The 22043-nt window shown below is 63.4% G+C and carries 17 protein-coding genes and 1 tRNA gene; 8 read left to right on the top strand and 10 right to left on the bottom strand.

From position 1 onward, the window contains the following. Positions 1–311 precede the first annotated feature (311 nt). Positions 312–401 (bottom strand) — tRNA-Ser (locus Q3C01_RS42805). Between the two features lie 198 nt (positions 402–599). Between Q3C01_RS42805 and Q3C01_RS42800 the strand changes: the two genes are divergently transcribed. Next, positions 600–950: a hypothetical protein gene (locus Q3C01_RS42800; protein WP_458151348.1), complete on the top strand. Its 351-nt coding sequence runs from the start codon at positions 600–602 to the stop codon at positions 948–950. Between the two features lie 91 nt (positions 951–1041). Here the strand turns inward: Q3C01_RS42800 and Q3C01_RS42795 are convergent, their stop codons facing one another. The 3 genes from Q3C01_RS42795 to Q3C01_RS42785 form a co-directional block, all read right to left on the bottom strand. Next, positions 1042–2505 carry a trehalose-6-phosphate synthase gene (locus tag Q3C01_RS42795; protein ID WP_458151347.1) on the bottom strand — a complete coding sequence of 488 codons (1464 nt, stop codon included), beginning with the start codon at positions 2503–2505 and terminating at the stop codon, positions 1042–1044. Positions 2506–2744: 239 nt separating this feature from the next. Next, positions 2745–3554, bottom strand: coding sequence for a trehalose-phosphatase (gene otsB, locus Q3C01_RS42790; protein WP_458151346.1), 810 nt, complete (start codon positions 3552–3554; stop codon positions 2745–2747). Positions 3555–3557: 3 nt separating this feature from the next. Next, on the bottom strand, positions 3558–5036 hold the full coding sequence (locus tag Q3C01_RS42785; RefSeq protein WP_458151345.1) for an MFS transporter: 1479 nt from the start codon (positions 5034–5036) through the stop codon (positions 3558–3560). 128 nt (positions 5037–5164) lie between these two features. On the opposite strand from Q3C01_RS42785, the gene Q3C01_RS42780 reads away from it, so the two are divergent. Continuing rightward, positions 5165–5566, top strand: a complete 402-nt coding sequence (locus Q3C01_RS42780) for a DUF3175 domain-containing protein (RefSeq protein ID WP_458151344.1) — start codon at positions 5165–5167, stop codon at positions 5564–5566. Between the two features lie 218 nt (positions 5567–5784). Here Q3C01_RS42780 and Q3C01_RS42775 read toward each other — a convergent pair whose 3' ends face one another. Beyond that, on the bottom strand, positions 5785–7824 hold the full coding sequence (locus Q3C01_RS42775; protein ID WP_458151343.1) for a methyl-accepting chemotaxis protein: 2040 nt from the start codon (positions 7822–7824) through the stop codon (positions 5785–5787). Between the two features lie 281 nt (positions 7825–8105). Here Q3C01_RS42775 and Q3C01_RS42770 point away from each other — a divergent pair, with 281 nt between their 5' ends. Both Q3C01_RS42770 and Q3C01_RS42765 read left to right on the top strand, forming a co-directional pair. Continuing rightward, a complete protein-coding gene (locus tag Q3C01_RS42770) occupies positions 8106–9272 on the top strand; it encodes an FIST N-terminal domain-containing protein (protein ID WP_458151342.1) in 1167 nt (388 codons plus the stop codon). Beyond that, positions 9269–10627 carry a hybrid sensor histidine kinase/response regulator gene (locus Q3C01_RS42765; RefSeq protein WP_458151341.1) on the top strand — a complete coding sequence of 453 codons (1359 nt, stop codon included), beginning with the start codon at positions 9269–9271 and terminating at the stop codon, positions 10625–10627. Before Q3C01_RS42770 ends, Q3C01_RS42765 begins: the two co-directional genes overlap by 4 nt. Positions 10628–11038: 411 nt before the next feature. Here Q3C01_RS42765 and Q3C01_RS42760 read toward each other — a convergent pair whose 3' ends face one another. The 5 genes from Q3C01_RS42760 to Q3C01_RS42740 form a co-directional block, all read right to left on the bottom strand. Beyond that, entirely contained in the window at positions 11039–11725 is a 687-nt protein-coding gene (locus tag Q3C01_RS42760) for a response regulator transcription factor (RefSeq protein WP_458151349.1), read from the bottom strand. Between the two features lie 115 nt (positions 11726–11840). Further along, on the bottom strand, positions 11841–12527 hold the full coding sequence (locus Q3C01_RS42755) for a response regulator (RefSeq protein ID WP_458151340.1): 687 nt from the start codon (positions 12525–12527) through the stop codon (positions 11841–11843). 153 nt (positions 12528–12680) lie between these two features. After that, on the bottom strand, positions 12681–13826 hold the full coding sequence (locus Q3C01_RS42750; RefSeq protein ID WP_458151339.1) for a c-type cytochrome: 1146 nt from the start codon (positions 13824–13826) through the stop codon (positions 12681–12683). 184 nt (positions 13827–14010) lie between these two features. Continuing rightward, the gene (locus tag Q3C01_RS42745) at positions 14011–15726 is read right to left on the bottom strand and encodes a PQQ-dependent methanol/ethanol family dehydrogenase (protein ID WP_458151338.1); all 1716 of its coding nucleotides are present in this window, start codon (positions 15724–15726) and stop codon (positions 14011–14013) included. 294 nt (positions 15727–16020) lie between these two features. Next, a complete protein-coding gene (locus Q3C01_RS42740) occupies positions 16021–16206 on the bottom strand; it encodes a hypothetical protein (protein WP_458151337.1) in 186 nt (61 codons plus the stop codon). Between the two features lie 538 nt (positions 16207–16744). On the opposite strand from Q3C01_RS42740, the gene Q3C01_RS42735 reads away from it, so the two are divergent. The 4 genes from Q3C01_RS42735 (at position 16745) to Q3C01_RS42720 (ending at position 21912) form a co-directional block, all read left to right on the top strand. Beyond that, positions 16745–17230, top strand: a complete 486-nt coding sequence (locus Q3C01_RS42735) for a (2Fe-2S)-binding protein (RefSeq protein ID WP_027526349.1) — start codon at positions 16745–16747, stop codon at positions 17228–17230. A 98-nt stretch (positions 17231–17328) separates the two neighbouring features. Continuing rightward, positions 17329–19677, top strand: coding sequence for a xanthine dehydrogenase family protein molybdopterin-binding subunit (locus Q3C01_RS42730; RefSeq protein WP_458151336.1), 2349 nt, complete (start codon positions 17329–17331; stop codon positions 19675–19677). A gap of 16 nt (positions 19678–19693) precedes the next feature. Then, entirely contained in the window at positions 19694–20494 is an 801-nt protein-coding gene (locus Q3C01_RS42725) for an FAD binding domain-containing protein (RefSeq protein ID WP_458151335.1), read from the top strand. A gap of 305 nt (positions 20495–20799) precedes the next feature. Beyond that, positions 20800–21912 carry a CaiB/BaiF CoA transferase family protein gene (locus Q3C01_RS42720; protein WP_458151334.1) on the top strand — a complete coding sequence of 371 codons (1113 nt, stop codon included), beginning with the start codon at positions 20800–20802 and terminating at the stop codon, positions 21910–21912. Positions 21913–22043 lie beyond the last annotated feature (131 nt).

The following is a 22043-nucleotide window of genomic DNA, read 5'->3' as shown; positions in this document are numbered from 1 at the left end:
GCTACCAGCAAAGCCCGCCGTGCGAAGGGGTCAAAATTGGACGCCGATGAGGGGTCAAATTTGAACGCCGATTGACACCTTGCCTGAGCGAGAGAGATCCAAACTATCCGCCCAAAAAGTGCTTTGTCTGCCGGAGGATGCCGTACCAGACCGATTCGCGGGGTTCTAAGAATCGGAGAAAATTCGGTTCTCCGGGCCTATCGAATGCCCCTTTCAGTCGGTAATGGGCTTTCTCTAGCGAGAAAAATGCAGGGAAATGGCCGCGTTTTTGGCCTGTCTCCACATCGAAGTACGAAATGGCTTCGGCTGGGTGGCGGAGAGAGTGGGATTCGAACCCACGGTACGGTTTCCCGCACACACGCTTTCCAAGCGTGCGCCTTAAGCCACTCGGCCATCTCTCCGGAGCGCCCTCTCTTGAAGGCGCGCCGCTGATTTTGCAAGGGACTGCGGGGCGATCGGTTCAAATTTCCTTAAGCCATTGTATTTCAATGAGAATATATTTGGCTCCAAAGCCTGGACGATACCCCCCGGGGTGAACCGGAGGCGGCTCTGGCGCGACGATTCACGAAAGCACGCTTCCGACGGACGAGAGGGACACCATGACGAGCTTTCGAGCCATCGCCGCCCTTGGCCTTGTATGCGCCGTCGTATGCGCCGTCTCGGTGATCTCAGCCCCGGCGGCCGCTCAGGTGTGCACGCGCCAGGGCGTCGAGGTCACCTGCGTTGACGGCCGGCGCGGAGTGCTGGCGGGCGATGCCATCATCTGGCCGGACGGCACGCGCTCGAGCGCATCGCCGCATCCGAGCGTGATCATCGGCAACAAATCATCGGTCCATGTCGGGCAAGGCGTGTTCGTCGGCCAAGGCAACGGCATGGTGCCGATGGACGATCCCAACGCGCCGAACAAGAGGCAGTGCGCGATTCTGGACGGCGTGTCCTATTGTTATTGATGCGCCTTCTTTGGCCTCAAAAGCCAATAGCGCAACAGACCCGCAAGGGAAGAGAGGGTCACGTGGCCCGGGCACGCCTCTCGAGACTACATCAGATCAGCCTCACGCCCGAGATCGCCGACTTCAGCCAGCGCAGAGCCTGGGGGGACTGCGCGGTCAGTGGCGCGACAGTGGGCTTCTCCGTCCGACTCTTCTCCAGCTCGGCGACGAAGTCGGCGGACCATTGCTGGATGGTGTGCCCGCGCAGCTTCTTCATCATCGCCTCCCAGCGCATCTTGCGCTCGGTGAGCGGCATCGAGGCCGCGATCGCGATTGCGCGCGCCATGCCGTCGATGTCGTGCGGATTGACCAGCAACGCGGTGTCGAGCTCGTTGGCGGCGCCCGCGAACTTCGACAGCACGAGCACGCCGGGATCGGCCGGGTTTTGCGCGGCGATATATTCCTTGGCAACGAGGTTCATGCCATCATGCAGCGGCGTCACCACGCCGACCTGCGCCGTGCGGTAGAGGCCTGCGAGCACGGCCTGGCTGAAACCCTTGTTGAGATAGCGGATCGGCGTCCAGTCGACCTCGCCGTGGCGCCCGTTGACGTCGGTGACGAGACGCGCGACCTCGTTCTGGAGATTGCAGTAGGCCTCGATGCCGCCGCGAGAGGGGTTTGCGATCTGAAGCAGCGAGATGCTGCGCAAGAACTGCGGCTGCTCGGTCCACAGGCGATCGAACGCGCTGATGCGATTGACGAGGCCCTTGGAATAGTCGAGCCGATCGACGCCGATCGCGAGCTTCTCGCCATTGAGGCTGCGGCGCAGCCGCGAGACGTCGGGATGCGAGATCGACTTCGCGGCATATTGCGCGAATTTTTCCGCGTCGATGCCGATCGGAAAGACCTGGCAGCGCGTGCGGCCATGCTTGGAGGTAACGATGCCATCCTCGATCGTCAGTCCGAGCTCCTGACCGACATACCCAAGGAAATTCCGGCAATCCTCCCCGGTCTGGAAGCCGATGAGATCATAGGCGAGCATCGCCTCGATCAGCTCGCGATGATGCGGGACGCCCTGCATCACCGCTGGCACTGGCCACGGGGTGTGCAGGAAGAACCCGACGGGATCCTCGAGGCCGAGCTCGCGCAGCTCCGCGCCGAGCGCGAGGAAATGATAGTCCTGCACCCAGAACGCGGTGCGTTCTTTCCGGAACCGCAACAGTGCGCGCGCCATGAAGGCGTTGACCTCGCGATAGCTGAGATAATCGCCTTGCGAGACGCGAATGAGATCGCTGCGCGAATGCAGCGCCGGCCACAGCGCCGAATTGGCAAAACCCTCGTAGTAGCCGCCGTAATGCGCCGCCGGCAGATCCAGCGTCGCCAGCGCACCGGTGCCGAGCGCTTCGACCTCGGCGAAGGGTTCCTTCTGATGACCATCCCGCACCCGGCCTGAGGAACCCACCCAGATCGCTCCGGAATGTTCCACCACGGGAAGCAGAGCGGCAGCGAGGCCGCCCGTCATGGGTTCGTTGGCTTTGCCGCGCGCGACGCGGTTCGATACGACGACGAGATTCACAGGGTCGTCCCCTCCTGTTATTCCGCCTCGTTTAACTGGCGTTCATCAATATGGTTCCTGTTCATGGTTTCAACCAATTGAAACCAAAATCAGGCGCGCGCGTCGGAACCGTCTTTTGTCCTCCGAAACGAAAATTCGACGCAAAGACAGTTTTCTGCGTTCCCTTTGCGCCGCAAGAATCGCGCGTGCGCACCGCGGTTCCGAGCCCTTTATGGCTCTGGCGTGGCGTTGCCTTGCTTTTACCTTGGATCACCGTCGAGCAGATGCGCGAGGAACTCACGCACATCACTGGGTGAGTCGAAATGACCATTCACGCCACGCGCGCGGCGTCCCACCGAGAATGCGAGCCCGTTCATGTCAGGCATGATCGCGAATACCGTTTCATCGGTGACATCGTCGCCGATGAACAGCGGACGGCGGCCCCTGAACGGCTCATGCGTCATCAGCTCGCGCACGCCGCTCGCCTTGGTGAAGCCGGAATGCTTGATCTCGCAAACGAACTTGCCCGGCAAAACCTCGATGGGTGCATTGGGCAGGTCGGCGCGGATCAGCGAGACCGCCGCGTAGATCGCCTTCTCCGCATGCGGGGCGAGACGATAATGCAGCGCGAGCGAGTAGCCCTTGTCCTCGAGCAGAATGCCGGGCGAGAGCTTTGCGATCGCGGCGAGGCGCCGCTTCAATTCCTTGTCCATCGGCGGGGCATGGCTCGCCACCGCCTCGCTGTCGGGCTCCAGCCTCATTTCGGCGCCATGGCCGCCGACAGCGGGGAATTGGTCCGGTGCGAAAATCAGATCGATGTCGTTGAGCGAGCGTCCGCTGACGAGCGCGAGCGCGCCGGAGGTCCGTTCGACGAGGCAATTGAGCGTCTTCGAGAGGCCGGGCGGCACCCAGACCTCGCGCGGCGTCGGCATCAGTTCGAGCAGCGTACCATCGATGTCGAGCAAGATAGCCGTCTCGCTGAGATGCGGCACCAAGGCCTGTGGCACCGGTACCGAGTCCGGCGTCTCGTCATCTTCCATGGTTCGCATGTCCATCACTTCCGAATTCATAGTCTACTCCATCAAGGCAAGCGGCCGCGCGATTTGTTCGAGCGATTTGCGCTCCGCGGCGACGGCGTAGCGCCACGCCACGATTGCGGCCGCGATCATCAGCGCCGATCCCAAAAGGTAACCCGCGAACACGCTGTTGCGGGAGCCGGTGTCGATCAGCGCGCCGAACAGCGCGGGACCCACGACCCCGCCAATGCCGGTGCCGATCGCGTAGAACACCGCGATCGCGAGCGCACGTACCTCCAGCGGAAAGGTTTCGCTGACGGTGAGATAGGCGGCGCTCGCAGCCGGCGAAGCAAAAAAGAAGATCACCATCCAGGCGATCGTCTGTCCCTGCGCGCTCAGCGCGCCGATCGAGAACAGATAACCCGAGATTGCAAGCAAGACGCCTGATACTCCATAGGTCAGCACGATCATCGTGCGGCGGCCGAGCGTATCGAAGAAGCGGCCAAGCAACAGCGGACCCAGGAAATTGCCGGCGGCGAACGGCAGGAGGTACCAGCCGACAGCATCGGCGCTGATGCCGTAGAAATCGGTCAGGACCAGCGCGAAGGTGAAGAAGATCGCGTTGTAGAAGAAGGCCTGCGCGCTCATCAGCACCAGCCCCACCAGCGCGCGCTGGCGATAGACCGAGAACAGCGTATGCACGACCTCGCCGAGCGGAGTATGGTCGCGCATCTTGAGGCGGATCTTCGTGAAGGTGGAGTCGCCCTGCCGATGGCCGATCACGGATCGCTCGATGTCGTCGACGATCGCGTGGGCCTCGTCGGGGCGGCCATGGATGATCAGCCAGCGCGGACTCTCCGGAATCCACATCCGCATGAACAACACGACCAGACCTATCGTCGCGCCGATGAGATACGCGAGGCGCCAGCCCAGATCGGGACCGACCACGGCGGGATCGAGCAGGATGATGGCGCTCACCGCGCCCATGGCGGCGCCGATCCAGAAGCTGCCATTGATGACGAGATCGGTCCACCCGCGGTAGCGCGCCGGCACCAGTTCCTGGATGGTTGAGTTGATCGCCGTGTATTCGCCGCCGATGCCGGCGCCAGTGAGGAAACGAAACAGCGCGTAGCTCGCGACATTCCACGACAGCGCGGTCGCGGCGGTCGCGGACAGATAAACCGCCAGCGTAATGAAGAACAGTTTCTTCCGCCCGATGCGATCGGTCAGCCAGCCGAAGCCGAGCGCGCCCAGCACGGCGCCGGCAAGATAGGCGGAGTTGGCGATGCCGAGATCGAGATTGGAGAAATGCAGCGTTGTGCTTTGCTTCAGGGCGCCGGAAAGCGCGCCAGCCAGAGTCACCTCCAGCCCGTCGAGAATCCAGGTTATGCCGAGCGCCAGCACAACGCGGGTATGAAAGCCGCTCCACGGCAGCGCGTCGAGGCGCGAGGGGATGCTGGTCTCGACGACGCGATCATGCGCCGCCGCCGAGACCGCAGAATCAAGATTCAGCGCTGGGGTTTGCTGCAAGTCCATCGCGCTATTGCTGGAGGTGCGGCCTGACTCAATCCGCGATCATCGACAACGTTTGCGGCGAAGTCAGGTTCCCCCAGGAACCGCCTCGCGGCGCAGCAGTTTTCAGAAGAGCTGCAAGGAGTTAACGCATGGCTCAGGCCAGAAAGTCGACACATTCGCGCAAAACCGCAAAGCGCAAGCTGGCGCATCGAACATCAAGCCGCGCGCGGCTCCATCCGGCCTCGCGCAAGACATCGAAAACGACATCCAAACGTGCAGCGCCGAAGCGCTGGTCGCAACGGGTGACGAAGGAGAGCGATGCGCTCGATCTCGAGCGCGGCGTGTTCAAGCAGACGAGTCCGAAGCAAATCGCAGCGTCCCTGAAGCGTTCGGCCGAACACTCGAGGCGCCGCAAGTCCGGCGCCTACCGATCGGCGCTGTCGATGCTGACCTTCTACATCAATCGCGCCGGCAAGACCTTGCCGAAGACACAGCGCACGCGGCTCGAGCGCGCCAAGGTAGAGCTGAAGCGGGCGTTTGGGCGGGGGTGAGGGCTGCGGCGCGAATAAATTTAGACAGCGCCATAAACTCAGCTTGTCGTCCCGGACAAGCGCAGCGAAGCGGAGCGCCGATCCGGGATCCATAACCACAGAGAGTGGTTTGGCGAAGACTGGCGGTTACTAGCTTCGCGCCACAACTTCTCCTTGGGGATATGGGTCCCGGCCTTCGCCGGGACGACAGCAGAAGGCGTGGCGACGGAAGGGCAACCTTACGCTGCCCTGATATTCGCCATGAATCGGTCGAGCTCGGCGCGCAGGCGCGTGCTTTCGCTGGAGAGCGTTTTGGCGGAGTTGAGCACCTCTTCCGAGGCCGATCCGGTCTCGGCGGCGCCGCGGTTGACCTGGCCGATGTCGGTGGCGGCCGTCTGCGTGCCCTGCGCCACGTTCTGAACGCTGCGGGCGATCTCCTGCGTGGCCGCGCCCTGTTCTTCCACCGCGCTCGCAATCGAGGTTGCGATGGTCGAGATCTGGCCGATGGTGGCGCCGATCTCCTTGATCGCCGCAACCGACTCGGCAGTCGCGCCCTGCATGCCCGTGATATGCGAGGAAATCTCGTCGGTCGCCTTCGCGGTCTGGCTCGCCAGCGACTTCACCTCGCTCGCAACCACCGCAAAGCCGCGGCCGGCCTCACCGGCGCGGGCCGCTTCGATGGTGGCGTTCAAGGCCAAAAGATTGGTCTGCTCGGCAATCGCGGTGATCAGCTTGACGACCTCGCCGATCTGCTGGGCGGCATGCGACAGTTTTCCGATGCGGCCGTCGGTCTCCTTGGCCTGCACGACGGCGGCTTCCGCGATGCGGCTGGAATCGCGGACCTGGCGGCCGATCTCCTCGACGGAAGCCGAGAGCTCTTCGGTCGCGGTGGCGACCGACTGCATGTTGGAGGAGGCCTGCTCGGAGACCCCGGCGACCTGGCTCGACAGGGTCTGCGTCGTCTCGGCGGTGCGGGTCAGCGTCGACGCAGCCGATTCAAGCTGCACGGCCGAGGCCGAGACGTTCGAAACGATGGCGCCGACCGCGGTCTCGAAATCATCGGCAAAGCGGATCAGCTCGGAGCGGCGTGCCGCGGCCGTCTCCTTGTTCTGGGCTTCACTGGCTGCCGCATCGCGCTCGGCTTTCGCGACCGCCTGCGTCTTGAACTCTTCGACTGCGCCGGCCATCTCGCCGATCTCGTCCTTGCGGCCGAGGCCCGGCAGCACGACCTCGAAGTTGCCCGAGGCGAGCTCGCGCATCGCATTGCACATCGCGATCATCGGCCGCGAGATGCCGGTGCCGAGCAGGAAGGCGAAGATGGCACCAAGCAGCGTGCCGCCGGCAGCCAGCATCAGGATCAGATGCTCCGTCTGGTCGATGCTTGTCTCGGATTCCGTTTCCAGCCGCTGCTGCTCGGAAACGAGATCGGCCTTCATTGCGATTGCACCCTGCATGATGGCGCCGGCCGAGCCGCTCATCTCGGTGACGAGGTCATCGATCATCTTGGCATTGGCGACAAGCTTCTCCAGCGCTTCGCGATAGGCCACGAGGAGGCCCTTGGCGTCCTTCAGCCCGGCGACGATCTTGTCGTCCATGGAGTAGATCGCATTGAGCGAATTCTCGACGAATTTCAGCCGCGCCAGCGCGCTCGCAGCCAGCGCCTGGTCGGAATTGAGGACGAAGTTGGTCGCCGACGCGCTCGCGGTCTGGAACTGGGCATTGACCTGCTTGGTGCCGAACTCGATCGCCTGCGCCTCGGACTCCGACGCGTTGTTGCCGATGTCGTCGAGCTTGTACTTCAGGAGGTTGGCGTTGCGCTGAAGCTGGTTCTGCACCAGGAGCGCGCTGTCGCGCTTGGCTTGCAGGATCTTGGCAAAAGTCGCGGAGAAGTTCGAAAACTCCTTGGCGAGCTTGTTGAGGCTTTCCAGCCGCGCCGGTCTTTTGGCGCCCTTGATGGCCTGGTCGATCGCGTTCTTCAGGCCGGCTTCGGCCTCCAGCGCCACCTTGGCGTCGTCCTCCTTGCCGGTGACGACGAAATAGCGGGCAGCCGAACGATAGGCCAGTAGCTCGCGATCGATGTTGCGGGCGAGGTCAGCCTCGGAAACGCTGGTGCGGTATGAGCCGACGCCGGCCGAGACCCGCTCAAAGCCGAAATACGCGAAGGCCATGCTGACGGCCGAGATGACGAGCACCGCGGCAAAGCCGAGAATGATCTTCGCGCGGAACTTCAGGGTCGGAAAAAATGTGCGCTTCGACTTCGACGCGGTACGCCCGACCATTCCAACCCCCAATTCATGTTCTTGCGACACTCATGCGGCCCGGAAGCAGCCCCTCCCGAACCGGTGCGGAAAATTAGGGCAGAAACGTCAAGGGGCGGTAAATTCGTCCGGCCTGCATCCTGGTGGAGAAAATTCGTGCGCTCCACGGCTCCGACAAGCCTTGGCAGGATCGGGGCGCCGTGTTGCGGCTAACCGGAAAACGCCTTACTCTTGGGGCACTTGTCGTGCACTTATCAGGCTCTTGGCGTCAGACCGAGCCGGTCCTCGAGGGGAGAGACGGAGTGGGGCAAACCGATTTTCGGTTTGGCGGCGCGTCTGGCGTCGCCGTTGCCAAATCGAAGGCTGCGAGCGTCGATGAAGCCGTGGCTGAGCTCGCGGTCCAGCTCCCATCCGACGAGCTCGCGCTGATCCTGGTCTTCCTCTCACCCGCTTACGATCCTCATCCTTTCATCGCCGGGATCACCCGGCACTTCGATGACACCCAGGTCTGCGGTTGCACGACCGCGGGCGAGCTCGCCCCCGACGGCTGGGACGAGAACAGCGTCGTGGCGCTGGCGTTCAGCCGCGCCGACTTCTCGGCCGTGGTCCGCCCCATTCTCAATCTCGACGGCTTCCGCGTCGAGGACGGCCGCAGGATCGGCGGCGAGCTCCGGCACGAGCTGCTGCGGGTCACCCCGCAGGTCGACCGTGGAAATCCGTTCGGCCTGGTCTTGATCGACGGCTTGTGCCGCCGCGAGGAAGCGGTGATGTCTGCGATTTATGCTTCGCTCGACGACATTCCGGTCGTCGGGGGATCGGCGGGCGACGGTTTGCGCTTCGAGAAGACCTGGGTGTTCTTCGACGGCAAAGCCCACACCAACGCCGCTCTCCTGATCCTCCTGAACACATCGCTGCCGTTCCGGGTCTTCAAGTGCGACAATTTCGAGCCACAGCCGCAGAAAATGGTGGTCACCGAGGCCGACATCGAAAATCGAACGGTCAGGGAGCTGAACGCGGAGCCCGCGGCGAAGGAATATTCGCGCATGGTCGGGATCATGGACGCCAAGCTCGACCCGTTCTCCTTTGCGTCTCACCCCGTGCTGGTGCGCGTCGGCGGCTCCTATTACGCGCGGTCGATCCAGCGCGTCGAACCGGACGGCTCCTTGCATTTCTTCTGCGCCATCGACGAGGGCATGGTGCTGACCGCCGCGACGTCGCGAAGCCTGGTCGGCTCGACGCGCGAGACGTTCGCCGAAATTCGTGATGAGATCGGAGACGTGTCGCTCTTCATCGGCTTCGAATGCCTGTTGCGCCGGCTGGACGCCGAGCAGCATCAGCTCGCCCGCGACATGTCCGAGCTGTACCGGCAGAACCGCGTCGTCGGCTTTCACACCTATGGCGAGCAGTTCGGCTCGATGCATGTGAACCAGACGTTCACGGGCGTTGCGATCGGAAGGCGCCCCTCGTGACGGAGGCGTGGCAGGACCCTCAATCGGTCGAGCAGCTTCAGCGGGAAGCCGCGAAGCTGAAGAAGATCAACGCCGCGCTGATGTCGCGCGTCGAGCGCTCGATGGACCAGCAGCTCAATGCGTTCTCGCTGTTCGAGACGGCGATTGCGCTCGATCACCAGGTTCGCGACCGGACCCACCAGTTGCGCGAGGCCCTGCATTCGATCGAGCGTGCCAATGAGGGGCTATACCGCGCCAAGCAGCAGGCAGAGGCCGCGAGCTCGCTGAAATCCTCGGTGCTGATCTCTGTCACCCACGACCTGTTGCAGCCGTTGAACGCCGCGCGCCTGACGCTGTCGGCGCTGACCGAGATGATGGAATCGCAGGAGGCTGGCCTGCTCATCGATCAGGTCGACCGCTCGCTGGTGACGCTGGAGGATTTGCTGCGGTCCCTGCTGGAGATCGCAAAGTTGGATGCCGGCGCGCTCAGGCCAGACGTGCGCCCGGTCGCGCTGGCACCCCTGTTCGAGCAGCTCCGCAACGAGTTCGAGCCGATCGCCGCGCGGCAGGGTCTTTCCTTGCGCATCCGCACCTCACAGCTTGCGGTGACGTCGGATGCGATGATGCTGCGGCGTATCCTGCAGAACCTGCTTGCCAATGCCATTCGCTATACCCGCAGCGGCGGCGTCGTCATGGGATGCCGGCCGAGGGGCGAGCGCATCTGCGTCCAGGTTTCCGACACCGGGCCAGGCATCGCGCAGGCGCAGCAGGAAGCGATCTTCCGCGAATTCCAGCGCGGGGAAGCGAGCGCCACCGACCAAGCTGGTTTCGGGCTCGGCCTCTCCATCGTCCGCCGTTTCGCGACCGTGCTCGGACACGAGGTGCGGCTGTCCTCGCAGGTCGGCCGGGGATCGACTTTCGCCCTCGAGCTGGAGCCGGCCGACCTCACTGAAGTCAGCGACGAGGTGCACGAGGTCAAGCTGGCCGAGCGCCACTATGGCGGGCTCGAAGGCGCCAAGATCCTCCTGATCGAGAACGATCCGAACGGCTCCGAGGCCATGGCCGCCCTGCTGGAGGGCTGGGGCTGCGACGTCGCGACCACGCGATCGGCCGCGGACGCGTTGCTGCGGCTCAGCGAGCTCGGCGGCTCCCCCGATGCCGTGATTGCCGACCTCCATCTCGATCACGGCGAGAGCGGCCTGTCTGCCGTCGCCGACATCCGGGAGCATTTGAAACTGGACGTGCCGGCCATGATCATCACGGCCGACTATTCCGAAAGGGCCGCGAAGGAGGCCAGCCTCCACGGGCTCGAGGTGCTGAAGAAGCCGATCAAGCCCGCCGAGATGCGCGCGCTGCTGTCATTCCTGCTGACCTGAGGCGGATATCGACGGTCGGCCGGGTCGCGCATCAAAATCCGCAAAACAACCCCATGCAAAGTAGAAGCGCCTGATGGCAGCGCCTACGCTTTATCCGAAAATCACTTGACACGTCGGGCAAATCACCTGCAAAAGGGTATCGTCGCGAAGAGCAGCATGGCCGGGCCGCAAGCTAGCGCAGACTCTTCCACTTGCGGACAGGGCTGTCGCATATGGCGTGAGCGCTTGCGGCGCTGAAGTTTCCACGTCGTCATGGCCGGGCTTGTCCCGGCCATCCACGCCTTACCCGCAGCACAAAGAACGTGGATGCCCGGGACAAGCCCGGGCATCACGACCTCGTCGATGCTCATATGCGATTGCCGTCCGCTTGCGGGAGAGCAAGACGATAGGGCCTCAATCGCGACCGTGCTGTTACTCCGACTGCGCGCGATTGTGCTTCGCGCTCGCGCCTTCGCTCGCCAGCGTCGTGAAATCGATACGGGACATTTCGACGATCGCCTTGGTGCGGCTGAGCACGTTGAGCTTGCGCAGGATGTCGGAGACGTGGACCTTCACGGTGGTCTCCGAAATCTTCAGCTCATAGGCGATCTGCTTGTTTTGCAGGCCGCGCTTGAGCATTTCGAGCACGCGCAATTGCTGCGGCGTCAACTCGTGCAGGCGCTTGATGAGATCCTGCGCGGGGCCGGCGGCGCGCTGCGGACGGGTCGCACGATAAGCGGTGGGAACACAGACCGCGCCGCGCAGCACCTCGCCGATCGACAGCGCGAGATCCTGCTTGGACGAGGATTTGAGGATGTAGCCGGCGACGCCGAGCGACAATGCGCCGGAAATGATCTGCGGATCCTGATGCCCTGATACGATGACGACGGGAATTTTGGGAAACGCCTTGCGGATGCGGATGATGCCCGAAAGACCCGTCGTGCCCGGCATCGACAGGTCAAGCAGAATGAGATCGAGTCCTGATGTCGCCGACAACAGCTCCAGCGCGCCGTCGATCGATGTGGCCTGAAGGATGTCGGCCTCGGGCGCCACCATGTGGAGCGCACATTCAAGCGCCTCACAAAACAGTGGATGGTCTTCGACGATCAGAAATCGCATCACGCGTGAGCCATCCCTAAAATATTGCCCGAAATATTGCCGGGTTCGACGTTGAGATGAGAATGCCTCAGCCGGGTCCAACCGGGTTGATTCAGGTCAAGAACGAGAGCGCGCCTCATTGAGACCTGCCGCGATCGAGGCGTGCATAGGGCCGGCACTTGGGATCGGGCAGGTCCATCTTGCCGATCTCGATGATCGCCTTGTTGCGGCTGAACAGGCCGAGCTTGCGCAGGATCTCGGTGATGTGCGCCTTCACGGTGGATTCGGCGAGTTGAAGCTCCTGGGCGATCTGCCGGTTCGGGTAGCCGCGGCGCAGGAGGTCGAGCACACGAAGCTGCTGCGGCGTGAGCTCGCGCAGCTTGACCGCGAGCGCCTTGCTGGTGTCGGCGCGGCGCCGCTGCGGCGTTGCGACAAAATCTTTCGGCACCGACACTGATCCGCTCAGCACGCCCTCGATCGATTGGGCGAGCTCGCGCTTCGACGTCGACTTCGGCAGATAGCCGGCGGCGCCCAGTGCCAGCGCCTCGCGGACGACGTGCTGGTCCTCTTCGCTCGACACGATGGCGACGGGCAGGCGCGGATAGGTCTCGCGCAAGCGGAGGAAGCCGGAGAAGCCGGTCGCGTCCGGCAACGAGAGATCGAGCAGCGCAAGATCGATACCCTCTTCGGCTGAAAGGATATTCAGGGCGTCCTCGATCGACATCGCCTCGAAGATCCGCGCCTCCGGCAATGCCAGCCGCACCGCATTGCCGAGCGCCTCGCGAAACAGCGGATGATCGTCGATGATCAGGAAGCTGGTCATGGCGCGTTCCCAAGAGTCGATCGCACGAGACTCCACCGCGCGGGCGTCCACCGCAGGAGCGGAAGCGGTACATCCAAGTGGCGACCATCCGGCGCCGGGATGATGCCGGATGGACTCTACCTCACCCTCATGGTCGCGTCTGGTCAAGAGAGTTCAGTCGTTCGATTCGGACTGGACCGTCAGCAGGAAGGAATAGATGTTGTCGAACTGGTCGTCCGTGAAGACCTCCCTCCAGGCCGGCATGCCCTTGGCGGGCCGCCCTTCATGCACGGTGGTCCAGAATTTCTCGCGCATCTCGTCGCCGTAGCGGTGACGCAGCAGCCGAAGGTCGATCTTCTTCTCGCTCTGGATCGCGTCGGGACCGTGACAATGCGCGCAGGTGCCGTTGAAGATCTCCTTGCCCGTGCCGACGGCCTCGGCGCCTGGCGTGGCCGCGTCACCCTTGGTCTCGGTCGCCACCACATTGGCAATTTCAGTTACCCCGGCTCCGGTTCCCGTTCCCGTCGTTGTTCCCGCCGGCACCGCCTGGGCCGCGCCGAAGCGAACGGGCTGGCCGGTCGGCAAGCCGTATTTCACCGCAAGGTCGGCGATCGTCTTCTGAAGCTGCGGCAGGATGGCATCGACGCGATCGCGCAGCTCCGCCGAGGTCTTTGCGAAGCCGATGGCCGCATCCCATGACAGGCCTTCGCCTTCGGTGAGCTCGATCTGATAGCGATCGCCATAGGTGGTCTTGTTCAACCAGCCGGCGACGGGTCCCCAGATGAAGGCGACGTCGGCCTTGCCCTGGTCGAGCGCCTGCATGCCTTCCTCGGGCGAGAGCACGGTCACCTTCTGGATGTCGTCGCGCCTCGCGAGCAGGTTTTGCGGCGTGCTGGCGAACTGCACGGCGACGCGCTTGCCCCTGAGGCCCTCGACGCCCCCGATCGCCTGCCCCTTTGCCGCCACCAGGGCATAGCCCTCCTTTGTGAAAGCGTTGGAGAAGATCACGGCCGGTCCCATGAAGTCCTCGGAGCGCGGCAGGCCGATCATGGCGTCGCATTGCTTGCCGAGCAGCGTGACGCGCACGGTGCGCTTGCCGAAATAGGATTTGTACCAGTCATAGGCGATCGGCCGTCCGAGCGCCTGCGCCAGGGCCTGCCCGATCTCGACATAGAAGCCTGGCTGCGACGCACTATCGCTGGAGAACGGAAGATTGGCCGGATCGGCACAGAGCCGGAATGGCTGTGTCTCATCCGCGTGAGCCGTTGCGGCGGGAGCGATTATCGCGGATGCGGCGGCCCATGCGACCAGCGCTGTCATGGTGCGATTCATGGCGCGAGTTCGGCTCTTGCGACTTCCAAGATGATTCCGGCGCATCCTCATCTCCCGTAGTTGGGACTTGTTGGACCAGGCGCTGCGGCACACGGCATCAGTCGGTGCCGCAACGATCGCCTGGAAAAAGCGCGCGCGTATCCCGTCACCTCTGAGATACGCGCGCGAGTGGTCACTGGACGGAGAACACGAAGAGCGAACCGCCCTCGGGAGCTGCGGCCGTCATCTTCTTACCCACCTCGCCCAGGAACGCAGGGAGCGAAGCCGTGCGGCCGACGACGATGGCGACGTATTGCTTGCCGTCGACCTGGTAAGTCACCGGGCCCGCACCGATGCCGGAACCGAGGTTTTTGCTCCACAGCACCTTGCCGGACTTCGCATCGATGGCGCGGAAGTCGCCATGGATATTGCCGGCAAACACCAAGCCACCGCCGGTGGTCAGCGTGCCGCCGTTGAACGGCAGGTCTTCCTTGATCGACCAGACCTTCTTCTGCGCAACCGGATCCCAGGCCACGAGTTCACCGAGGAAGCCTCCGGGGCCTTCCTTGGTCGGAAATTCGGCGCCGAGATAGAACACGCCGCGCTTGTAGGCGACGTCGCCGACCGACCAGTCCATGCAGACATTGTTGGACGGGATGTAGACGAGGCCGGTCTGAGGGTTGAACGACATCGGCTGCCAGTTCTTGCCGCCGATCAGGTTCGGGCAGATGTCCTTGGCGGGATGGTTCGGCCCCGGACGCTTGTCCGGATCCTCTTCCGCGCGCATGGTGTTGATGTCCCATTTCTTGGCCCAGTTGGAGAAGACGTATTTCTCCGCCGACAGCACCTTGCCGGTCTCGCGATTGGCGACGAAGAAGTAGCCGTTGCGATCCGCCTTCAGCAGCGCTGGAACGTTGCTGCCGCCGATCTTGAGATCGGCAAGCACGGCCTCGTTGACGCCGTCATAGTCCCAGGCATCCGCTGGCGTGGTCTGGATGTGCCACTTGATCTTGCCGGTGTTGGGATCGAGCGCGAGCGTCGAGGCCGTGTAGAGGTTAGTCAGCTTGCCGAAGTTGCCGTCGCCGGTCGAGCGCACCGCGGTGTTCCACGGGCCGGGATTGCTGGTGCCCCAATAAACGGTATCGCTCTTCGGATCGTAGGAGCCGACCAGCCAGGCCGCCCCGCCACCATGCTGGGCGGTATCGCCCTTCCAGCTGTCGCCGCCGGGCTCATCCGGATTGGGCACGGTGTAGGTCTGCCAGACCTGCTTGCCGGTGTTGATGTCGAAGGCCCGCAGCGCGCCGCGCGCGCCGTACTCGCCGCCGCCGAAGCCGGTGATGACCTTGTCGCGCACGACGAGCGGCGGCGAAGTGATGACCGAACCCTGCTTGTAGTCGACCACCTTGGTAGTCCACAGCGACTTGCCGGTCGCGGCATCGAGCGCCGTCAGCTTGCCGTCGAGGCGGCCGACGAAGATCTTGCCGTCGGCGTAGGTGACGCCGCGATTGTTCACGTCGCAGCAGGCGTATTGCAGCACGTCATCGGGAATGTCGGGTTCGTAAGTCCATTTGCGAACGCCGGTCGCAGCATCGAGCGCGTAGACGTATTTCGGGCCCCAGGAGCTCGAGACGTAGAGCGTGTTGCCGATCACGATCGGCGAGGATTCGTTCGAGCGCAGCGACGCCAGCGAGAACGAATAGGCGAGCGTCAGCTTGCCGGCGTTCTCGGTGTTGATCTGATTGAGCGGGCTGAAGCGCGTGTTGCCATAGTCGTGGCCGGCAACCGCCCACTGGTTCGCATCGGATTGCGCCTTGAGCAGCGAGTCGTTGGCGCGAGTGCCGGACGTGCCGGCCGCCAGCATCGCAATCAGCGAAATGCCAGCCAAAAAGCCCTTCGTTCCAAAGGTCATGTATTCCCTCCGCGGTGATGTTGTGCACGCCATGTTGGGCGCTTGAGCGCGCTGCGCTCGTGATGCGCAGTTCGTCTGCGAGCCATCGTTGAAAATTACAGCATCAGCTTTGCGCGCTTAGTATAGGCGGAAGGTAGTAGTGCAAATCAACGTCGGCTTTTGCCGCTCATCTCGTTGTCGACGCTCGCGTCTCGCCCTTATTTTGCGGCTTGAAATGCACGATCGGATTTGCGGCAACATCGTGCCACGATCAGATCGTTGCACCCGACATCACGCGTCGATCGTTCGCGTCAATCACGATGACGGCGCTACCACCGTCGCGAAGTTCTCCAAAAAATTCGCAGCAAGCTTGCGCGACGTCGAACCGATCGGCGGCGAGCCGAGCTGCGCAAGCTTGCCGCCGATCTGCGCTTCGGTCTCGTCGTGCAGGATGGTGACGGGGCGCGACGAAGTCGCGAGCGATGATGCGCGATTGCGCATCTGAGAACTCTCCACGCACCCTGTGGCCCGACGGATCCCAGGCGCCCGGAGCCCCGAAATGACGGAATGGACTGTCGGAGTCGCAGTAGCGGGACGCCCGTGTACGCCACGGCTTGCGGGCGCGCCTCCGCGGCGGGGCGGCCGGGGTCACCATCAATGAAATCAATGACTTAGATAGCTCGCGCCTACTACGAAGATCGCGATTGCAAAGCCGTGAGCGCGTGCTCCTATTCGAGACAACGAACAAGGCATCGGAGGGAGAAGCGACGCACGACAGGGCTGAGGTCCCAGGGTGAGCGGCGTCGCGCGGCGGCATGGAAAGCACGCCGCCGCAGGCGTGACGCAGATTTTTCCGAAAGAGTCTCACGGGTCGCGCCACGCGCTGGCGGCGGCACGCAACGTCATGATCGAATCGAGCGCCTGCGACCAGCCACGATGACCTTTCCATGACGTGCGGTCACCAAAATCCCAGTTGCAAAGTTCCGTTCGCGCTGTCTCTAATTGGAATAACGACAAAACACATAAGGGAGGTACTCACGTGTCTACAGTCAAACTGACAGTGAACGGCAAGGCTGTCTCTGTCGATGTCGAGGACCGCACGCTGCTGGTCCATCTCCTGCGCGATCACCTCAACCTCACCGGCACCCATGTCGGCTGCGACACCAGCCAGTGCGGCGCCTGCGTCGTGCACATTGACGGCCGCGCGGTAAAATCCTGCACCATGCTGGCAGGCCAGGCCGACGGCGCAAACGTCACCACGATCGAAGGTCTTGCCAAGGGCGACGAGCTGCACCCGATGCAGGCGGCGTTCCGCGACAATCACGGTTTGCAGTGCGGCTATTGCACGCCGGGCATGATCATGTCGGCGGTCGACATCGTGCAACGCCATGGTGGCCAGCTCGATGAAGCCACCGTCCGCCACGAGCTCGAAGGCAATATCTGCCGCTGTACCGGCTACCACAACATCGTGAAGGCGGTGCTGGATGCCGCCGGCCGCATGAAGGTCGCGCAGGCCGCCGAGTAAGCGGCGACTTGGCCTAGTCGAATTGGCCTAATCGAACCACCGCCGCAGCTTTCGTTGGAAAGTGCGGTCAATCAAATTCCCGTCGGGAGGACAGGATCATGGGTGTTGAAGGCATTGGCGCAAGCGTTGTGCGCAAGGAAGACAAGCGTTTCATTACCGGCAAGGGCCGGTATGTCGACGACGTCAAGTTACCGGGCATGACCTATGCCCATTTCATCCGCAGCCCCCACGCGCATGCCAAGGTGAAAGGCATCGACGCCTCCGCGGCGTTGAAGCTGCCGGGCGTGGTCGCGGTGCTCAATGGCAAGCAGATCGTCGACGACAAGGTCGGCAATCTCATCTGCGGCTGGGCCATCACCTCCAAGGACGGCAGCCCGATGAAGATGGGCGCATGGCCGGCGATGGCGCCGGAGACCGTGCGCTTCGTCGGCCAGGCCGTCGCGGTCGTGATCGCCGAAAGCAAGAATCTGGCGCGCGACGCCGCCGAAGCCGTGGTGGTCGATTACGAGGAACTGCCCGCTGTCGCGAACGTGACCGACGCGGTCAAGGCTGGCGCACCTCAACTCCATCCCGAGGCACCCGGCAACCAGATCTATGACTGGGTGATCGGCGACGAGAATGCGGTGAACGACGCCTTTTCGAAGGCGGCCAACGTGGTGAAGCTGGACGTCACCAACAACCGCCTCGCGCCGAACCCGATGGAGCCACGCTCGGCCGTCGCCGACTATAACGAGGCAGAAGAGCATTTCACGCTCTATACGACGTCACAGAATCCGCATGTCGCGCGCCTCGTGCTGTCGGCCTTCTACAACATCGCGCCCGAGCACAAGCTGCGCGTGATCGCACCCGATGTCGGCGGCGGTTTCGGCTCCAAGATCTACATCTATCCCGAAGAGATGGTGGCGCTGTGGGCGTCGAAGAAGACCGGCCGCCCAGTGAAATGGACCGGTGACCGCACCGAGGCCTTCCTCACCGATGCGCATGGCCGCGACCATGTCACGCATGCGGAGATGGCGTTCGATGCGAATAACAAGATCACCGGCTTCAGAGTGAAGACCTACGCCAATTTCGGCGCCTACATGTCGCTGTTCTCCTCGGCGGTGCCGACCTATCTCTACGCGACGCTGCTGTCGGGCCAGTATGACATCCCGGCGATCCATGCCGAGGTGATCGCCGTCTACACCAACACCACGCCGGTCGACGCCTATCGCGGCGCGGGACGGCCCGAGGCGAGCTACCTGGTCGAGCGGATGATGGAGACGGCGGCGCGGCAACTGAAGGTCGATCCGGCCGCGCTGCGCAAGACGAACTTCATCACCCAGTTCCCGCACCAGACGCCGGTCATCATGGCCTACGACACCGGCGACTTTAACGCCTCGCTCGATGCGGCGATGAAGGCGATCGACTACGCCGGCTTCGCAGGCCGCAAGGCGAAAGCGAAGTCTGAAGGCAAGCTGCGCGGCATCGGTGTCTCCTGCTACATCGAGGCCTGCGGCATCGCGCCGTCGAAGGCGGTGGGCAGCTTGGGTGCCGGCGTCGGCTTGTGGGAATCGGCGGAGGTGCGCGTCAACCCGGTCGGCACCATCGAGGTCCTGACCGGCTCGCACAGCCACGGCCAGGGCCATGAGACGGCGTTCGCTCAGCTCATTTCCGAACGCTTAGGGGTTCCCATCAGCCAGGTCTCGATCGTCCATGGCGACACCGACAAGGTGCAGTTCGGCATGGGCACCTATGGCTCGCGCTCCGCGGCCGTCGGTCTCACCGCGATCCTGAAAGCCGTAGAGAAGGTCGAGTCGAAGGCCAAGAAGATCGCGGCGCATCAGCTGGAAGCCTCGGAAGCCGACATCGTCATCGAGAACGGCGAGTTCAAGGTGACCGGCACCGACAAGAAGATCGCGCTGCCAATGGTCGCGCTCGCGGCCTACACCGCGCACAACCTGCCTGACGGGATGGAGCCGGGCCTGAAGGAAAGCGCCTTCTATGACCCCTCCAACTTCACCTTCCCGGCTGGCGCCTATATCTGCGAGCTCGAGGTCGATCCCGGCACCGGCAAGACGTCGTTCGTCAACTTCGTGGCGGCCGACGATTTCGGGCGCCTGATCAACCCGATGATCGTCGAGGGCCAGGTCCATGGCGGCCTTGCACAGGGTATCGGCCAGGCGCTGCTCGAGCACGCGGTCTATGACGCCAACGGACAGCCGATCACGGCCTCGTTCATGGATTACACCATGCCGCGCGCCGACGATCTGCCGTCGTTCAAGCTCAGCCACACCACGACCCTTTGCCCCGGCAATCCGCTCGGCATCAAGGGCTGCGGCGAGGCCGGCGCGATCGGCGCGTCCGCTGCCGTGATCAACGCGATCACGGACGCGATCGGCAAGAACGATCTCGAAATGCCCGCAACCCCGGACCGGGTGTGGCGCACCATCAACGGTCAGGCGGCGTAAGAGGGAGGACTCAAAGATGTACCAGACAACATATCATCGCGCGTCCTCGATCGACGAAGCCGCCTCTCTGTTCGCCAAGGGCAGCGAGGCCAAATATCTCTCCGGCGGCCAGACGCTGCTGCCGGTGATGAAGCAGCGGCTTGCCAGCCCCTCCGACGTGATCGACCTTGCGAAGATCAAGGAGCTGATCGGCGTCGAAGCCTCCGGCGACACGCTGACCATCAAGGCCGCGACGCCGCACTATGACGTCGCGACCAGCGACGCTGCAAAGAAGGCGATCCCCGCGGTTGCGTACCTGGCTTCGCTGATCGGCGATCCCGCCGTTCGCTATCGCGGCACAATCGGCGGCTCTCTCGCCAACAACGATCCGGCCGCCGACTATCCGGCCGCGACGCTGGCGCTGGGTGCGACGATCAAGACCAACAAGCGCTCGATCGCGGCGGATGACTACTTCAAGGGCCTGTTCGCAACCGCCCTCGAGGACGGCGAGATCATCACCGCCGTGTCCTTCCCGATCCCGGCGAAGGCGGGCTACGCCAAGTTCCCGCATCCGGCCTCGCGCTTTGCCCTGACCGGCGTGTTCGTCGCCCAGACCGGGCCGGGCGACGTCCGTGTGGCCGTGACCGGTGCCTCGCAGAGCGGCGTGATGCGCGTTTCCGCCATCGAAACCGCGCTAAAGGCAAACTGGGCGGCGTCGAGCATCGACGGCGTGACGATCCCGGCAAGCGGCTTGCTCTCGGATCTTCACGGCTCGTCGGAGTATCGCGCCAATCTGATCAAGGTGATGGCGCAGCGCGCGGTTGCTGCCGCGGGCTGACAAAGCATGATCCGGACCCGAAGGGCCGCGTTAGCGCAAAGTGTGCAGCGGTTTTCCGGAAAGATCATGCTCAAACAAAGAGCTAAAGCGCGATAGCGATCGCGCTTTAGCTACTCAACACAAATTTTCCGCGGCGCGCAGTAATGCGCGCCGCTTTTATTATGCGCCCATGCAGCAAAAGCGCTTGCCTCGTCAGGTCGAAGGCGAGAAAATTTAATCGACCAATTAACTCGCCCCATAGAGGAACGTCCAAACAGGTGCCGCTTCTCGCGCACCCGTCTTGCGACCCCCGAGGAAACAACAACGTGCTCGATCAATCAGCCCGAGAAAAATCAGAACGCGCCTCCGGCCCGCTCGCAGGTTTCCGCATCGTCGAATTCGCCGGCATCGGCCCCGGCCCGTTCGCCTGCATGCTGCTCGCCGACATGGGCGCCGAAGTCGTCACGCTCGACCGCTTAGGTGCGAGGAAAAGCATGAAGTCGGTGGCAGGGCGCGGACGCAAGGTGATCGAGCTCGACCTGAAGGACAAGGCGGCGATCGCAGAGGTGCTCGACCTGCTCGCGAGCGCTGACGCGCTGATCGAAGGTTTTCGTCCGGGCGTGATGGAGCGGCTCGGCCTCGGGCCCGATGTCGTGCTCGCGCGCAATCCAAAGCTCGTCTATGGCCGCATGACCGGCTGGGGTCAGGAAGGTCCGCTGGCGAATGCCGCGGGCCATGACATCAACTATATCTCCATCACCGGCGCGCTTGCTGCGATCGGTACGAAGGATGCGCCGGTGCCGCCGCTCAACCTGGTCGGCGATTTCGGCGGCGGCGCGCTTTATCTCGTGGTCGGCGTACTCGCGGCGCTGCTGGAAGCGCAAAGATCCGGCAAGGGCCAGGTGGTGGACACCGCGATGTGCGACGGTGCGGCGTCACTGATGTCGTTCTTCTTCGACATGACCGCGATGGGCCGCTGGACCGAAGGCCGCGACCAGAACTTTTTGGACGGCGGCGCGCATTTCTACGGTGTCTATGAATGCGCCTGCGGCCATTTCATCTCGATCGGCTCGATCGAGCCGCAGTTCTACGCGCTGCTGCGCCAGCACGCCGGGCTCACCGACGCCGATTTCGAGGCACAGATGGACCGCAAGGCCTGGCCGGCGCTGAAGGAGAAGCTGAAGGCCGTCTTCAAGAGCAAGACGCGCGACGACTGGTGCAGCATCATGGAAGGCACTGACATCTGCTTCGCCCCGGTTCTGACGATGTTGGAGGCCACGAAGCATCCGCACATGGTCGCGCGCAACGTCTTCGTCGAGCGCCACGGCGTGAAGCAGCCGGCGCCCGCGCCGCGGTTCTCGCGCACGCCATCAGCAGTTCGGGAGCCTGAGGCCGCGGAGATCAGCGCGGTGACGAGCGCGTGGAAGACCGGGCGGTAAATTCCGCTGAAGCCGCACTCTCCGCTCGTCGTCCCGGACAAGCGCAGCGCAGATCCGGCAACTGTTATGTTGATGGAGCGATTTTATATGGCTTTCCGTCGCGCATCATCGCGTTGAGGATGGTCAGCAGC

The organism is Bradyrhizobium sp. UFLA05-109, from assembly GCF_054185165.1.
The sequence above is the reverse complement of the archived record's forward strand: the minus strand, read 5'-3'. Positions and strand labels throughout refer to the sequence as shown.

Excerpts from the sequence above, each read along its gene's own strand:
- Q3C01_RS42800 (WP_458151348.1), top strand. The coding sequence starts at position 600 with ATGACGAGCTTTCGAGCCATCGCCGCCCTTGGCCTTGTATGCGCCGTC.
- otsB (WP_458151346.1), bottom strand. The coding sequence starts at position 3,554 with ATGAATTCGGAAGTGATGGACATGCGAACCATGGAAGATGACGAGACG.
- Q3C01_RS42785 (WP_458151345.1), bottom strand. The coding sequence starts at position 5,036 with ATGGACTTGCAGCAAACCCCAGCGCTGAATCTTGATTCTGCGGTCTCG.
- Q3C01_RS42780 (WP_458151344.1), top strand. The coding sequence starts at position 5,165 with ATGGCTCAGGCCAGAAAGTCGACACATTCGCGCAAAACCGCAAAGCGC.
- Q3C01_RS42775 (WP_458151343.1), bottom strand. The coding sequence starts at position 7,824 with ATGGTCGGGCGTACCGCGTCGAAGTCGAAGCGCACATTTTTTCCGACC.
- Q3C01_RS42760 (WP_458151349.1), bottom strand. The coding sequence starts at position 11,725 with ATGCGATTTCTGATCGTCGAAGACCATCCACTGTTTTGTGAGGCGCTT.
- Q3C01_RS42755 (WP_458151340.1), bottom strand. The coding sequence starts at position 12,527 with ATGACCAGCTTCCTGATCATCGACGATCATCCGCTGTTTCGCGAGGCG.
- Q3C01_RS42750 (WP_458151339.1), bottom strand. The coding sequence starts at position 13,826 with ATGACAGCGCTGGTCGCATGGGCCGCCGCATCCGCGATAATCGCTCCC.
- Q3C01_RS42745 (WP_458151338.1), bottom strand. The coding sequence starts at position 15,726 with ATGACCTTTGGAACGAAGGGCTTTTTGGCTGGCATTTCGCTGATTGCG.
- Q3C01_RS42740 (WP_458151337.1), bottom strand. The coding sequence starts at position 16,206 with ATGCGCAATCGCGCATCATCGCTCGCGACTTCGTCGCGCCCCGTCACC.
- Q3C01_RS42730 (WP_458151336.1), top strand. The coding sequence starts at position 17,329 with ATGGGTGTTGAAGGCATTGGCGCAAGCGTTGTGCGCAAGGAAGACAAG.
- Q3C01_RS42725 (WP_458151335.1), top strand. The coding sequence starts at position 19,694 with ATGTACCAGACAACATATCATCGCGCGTCCTCGATCGACGAAGCCGCC.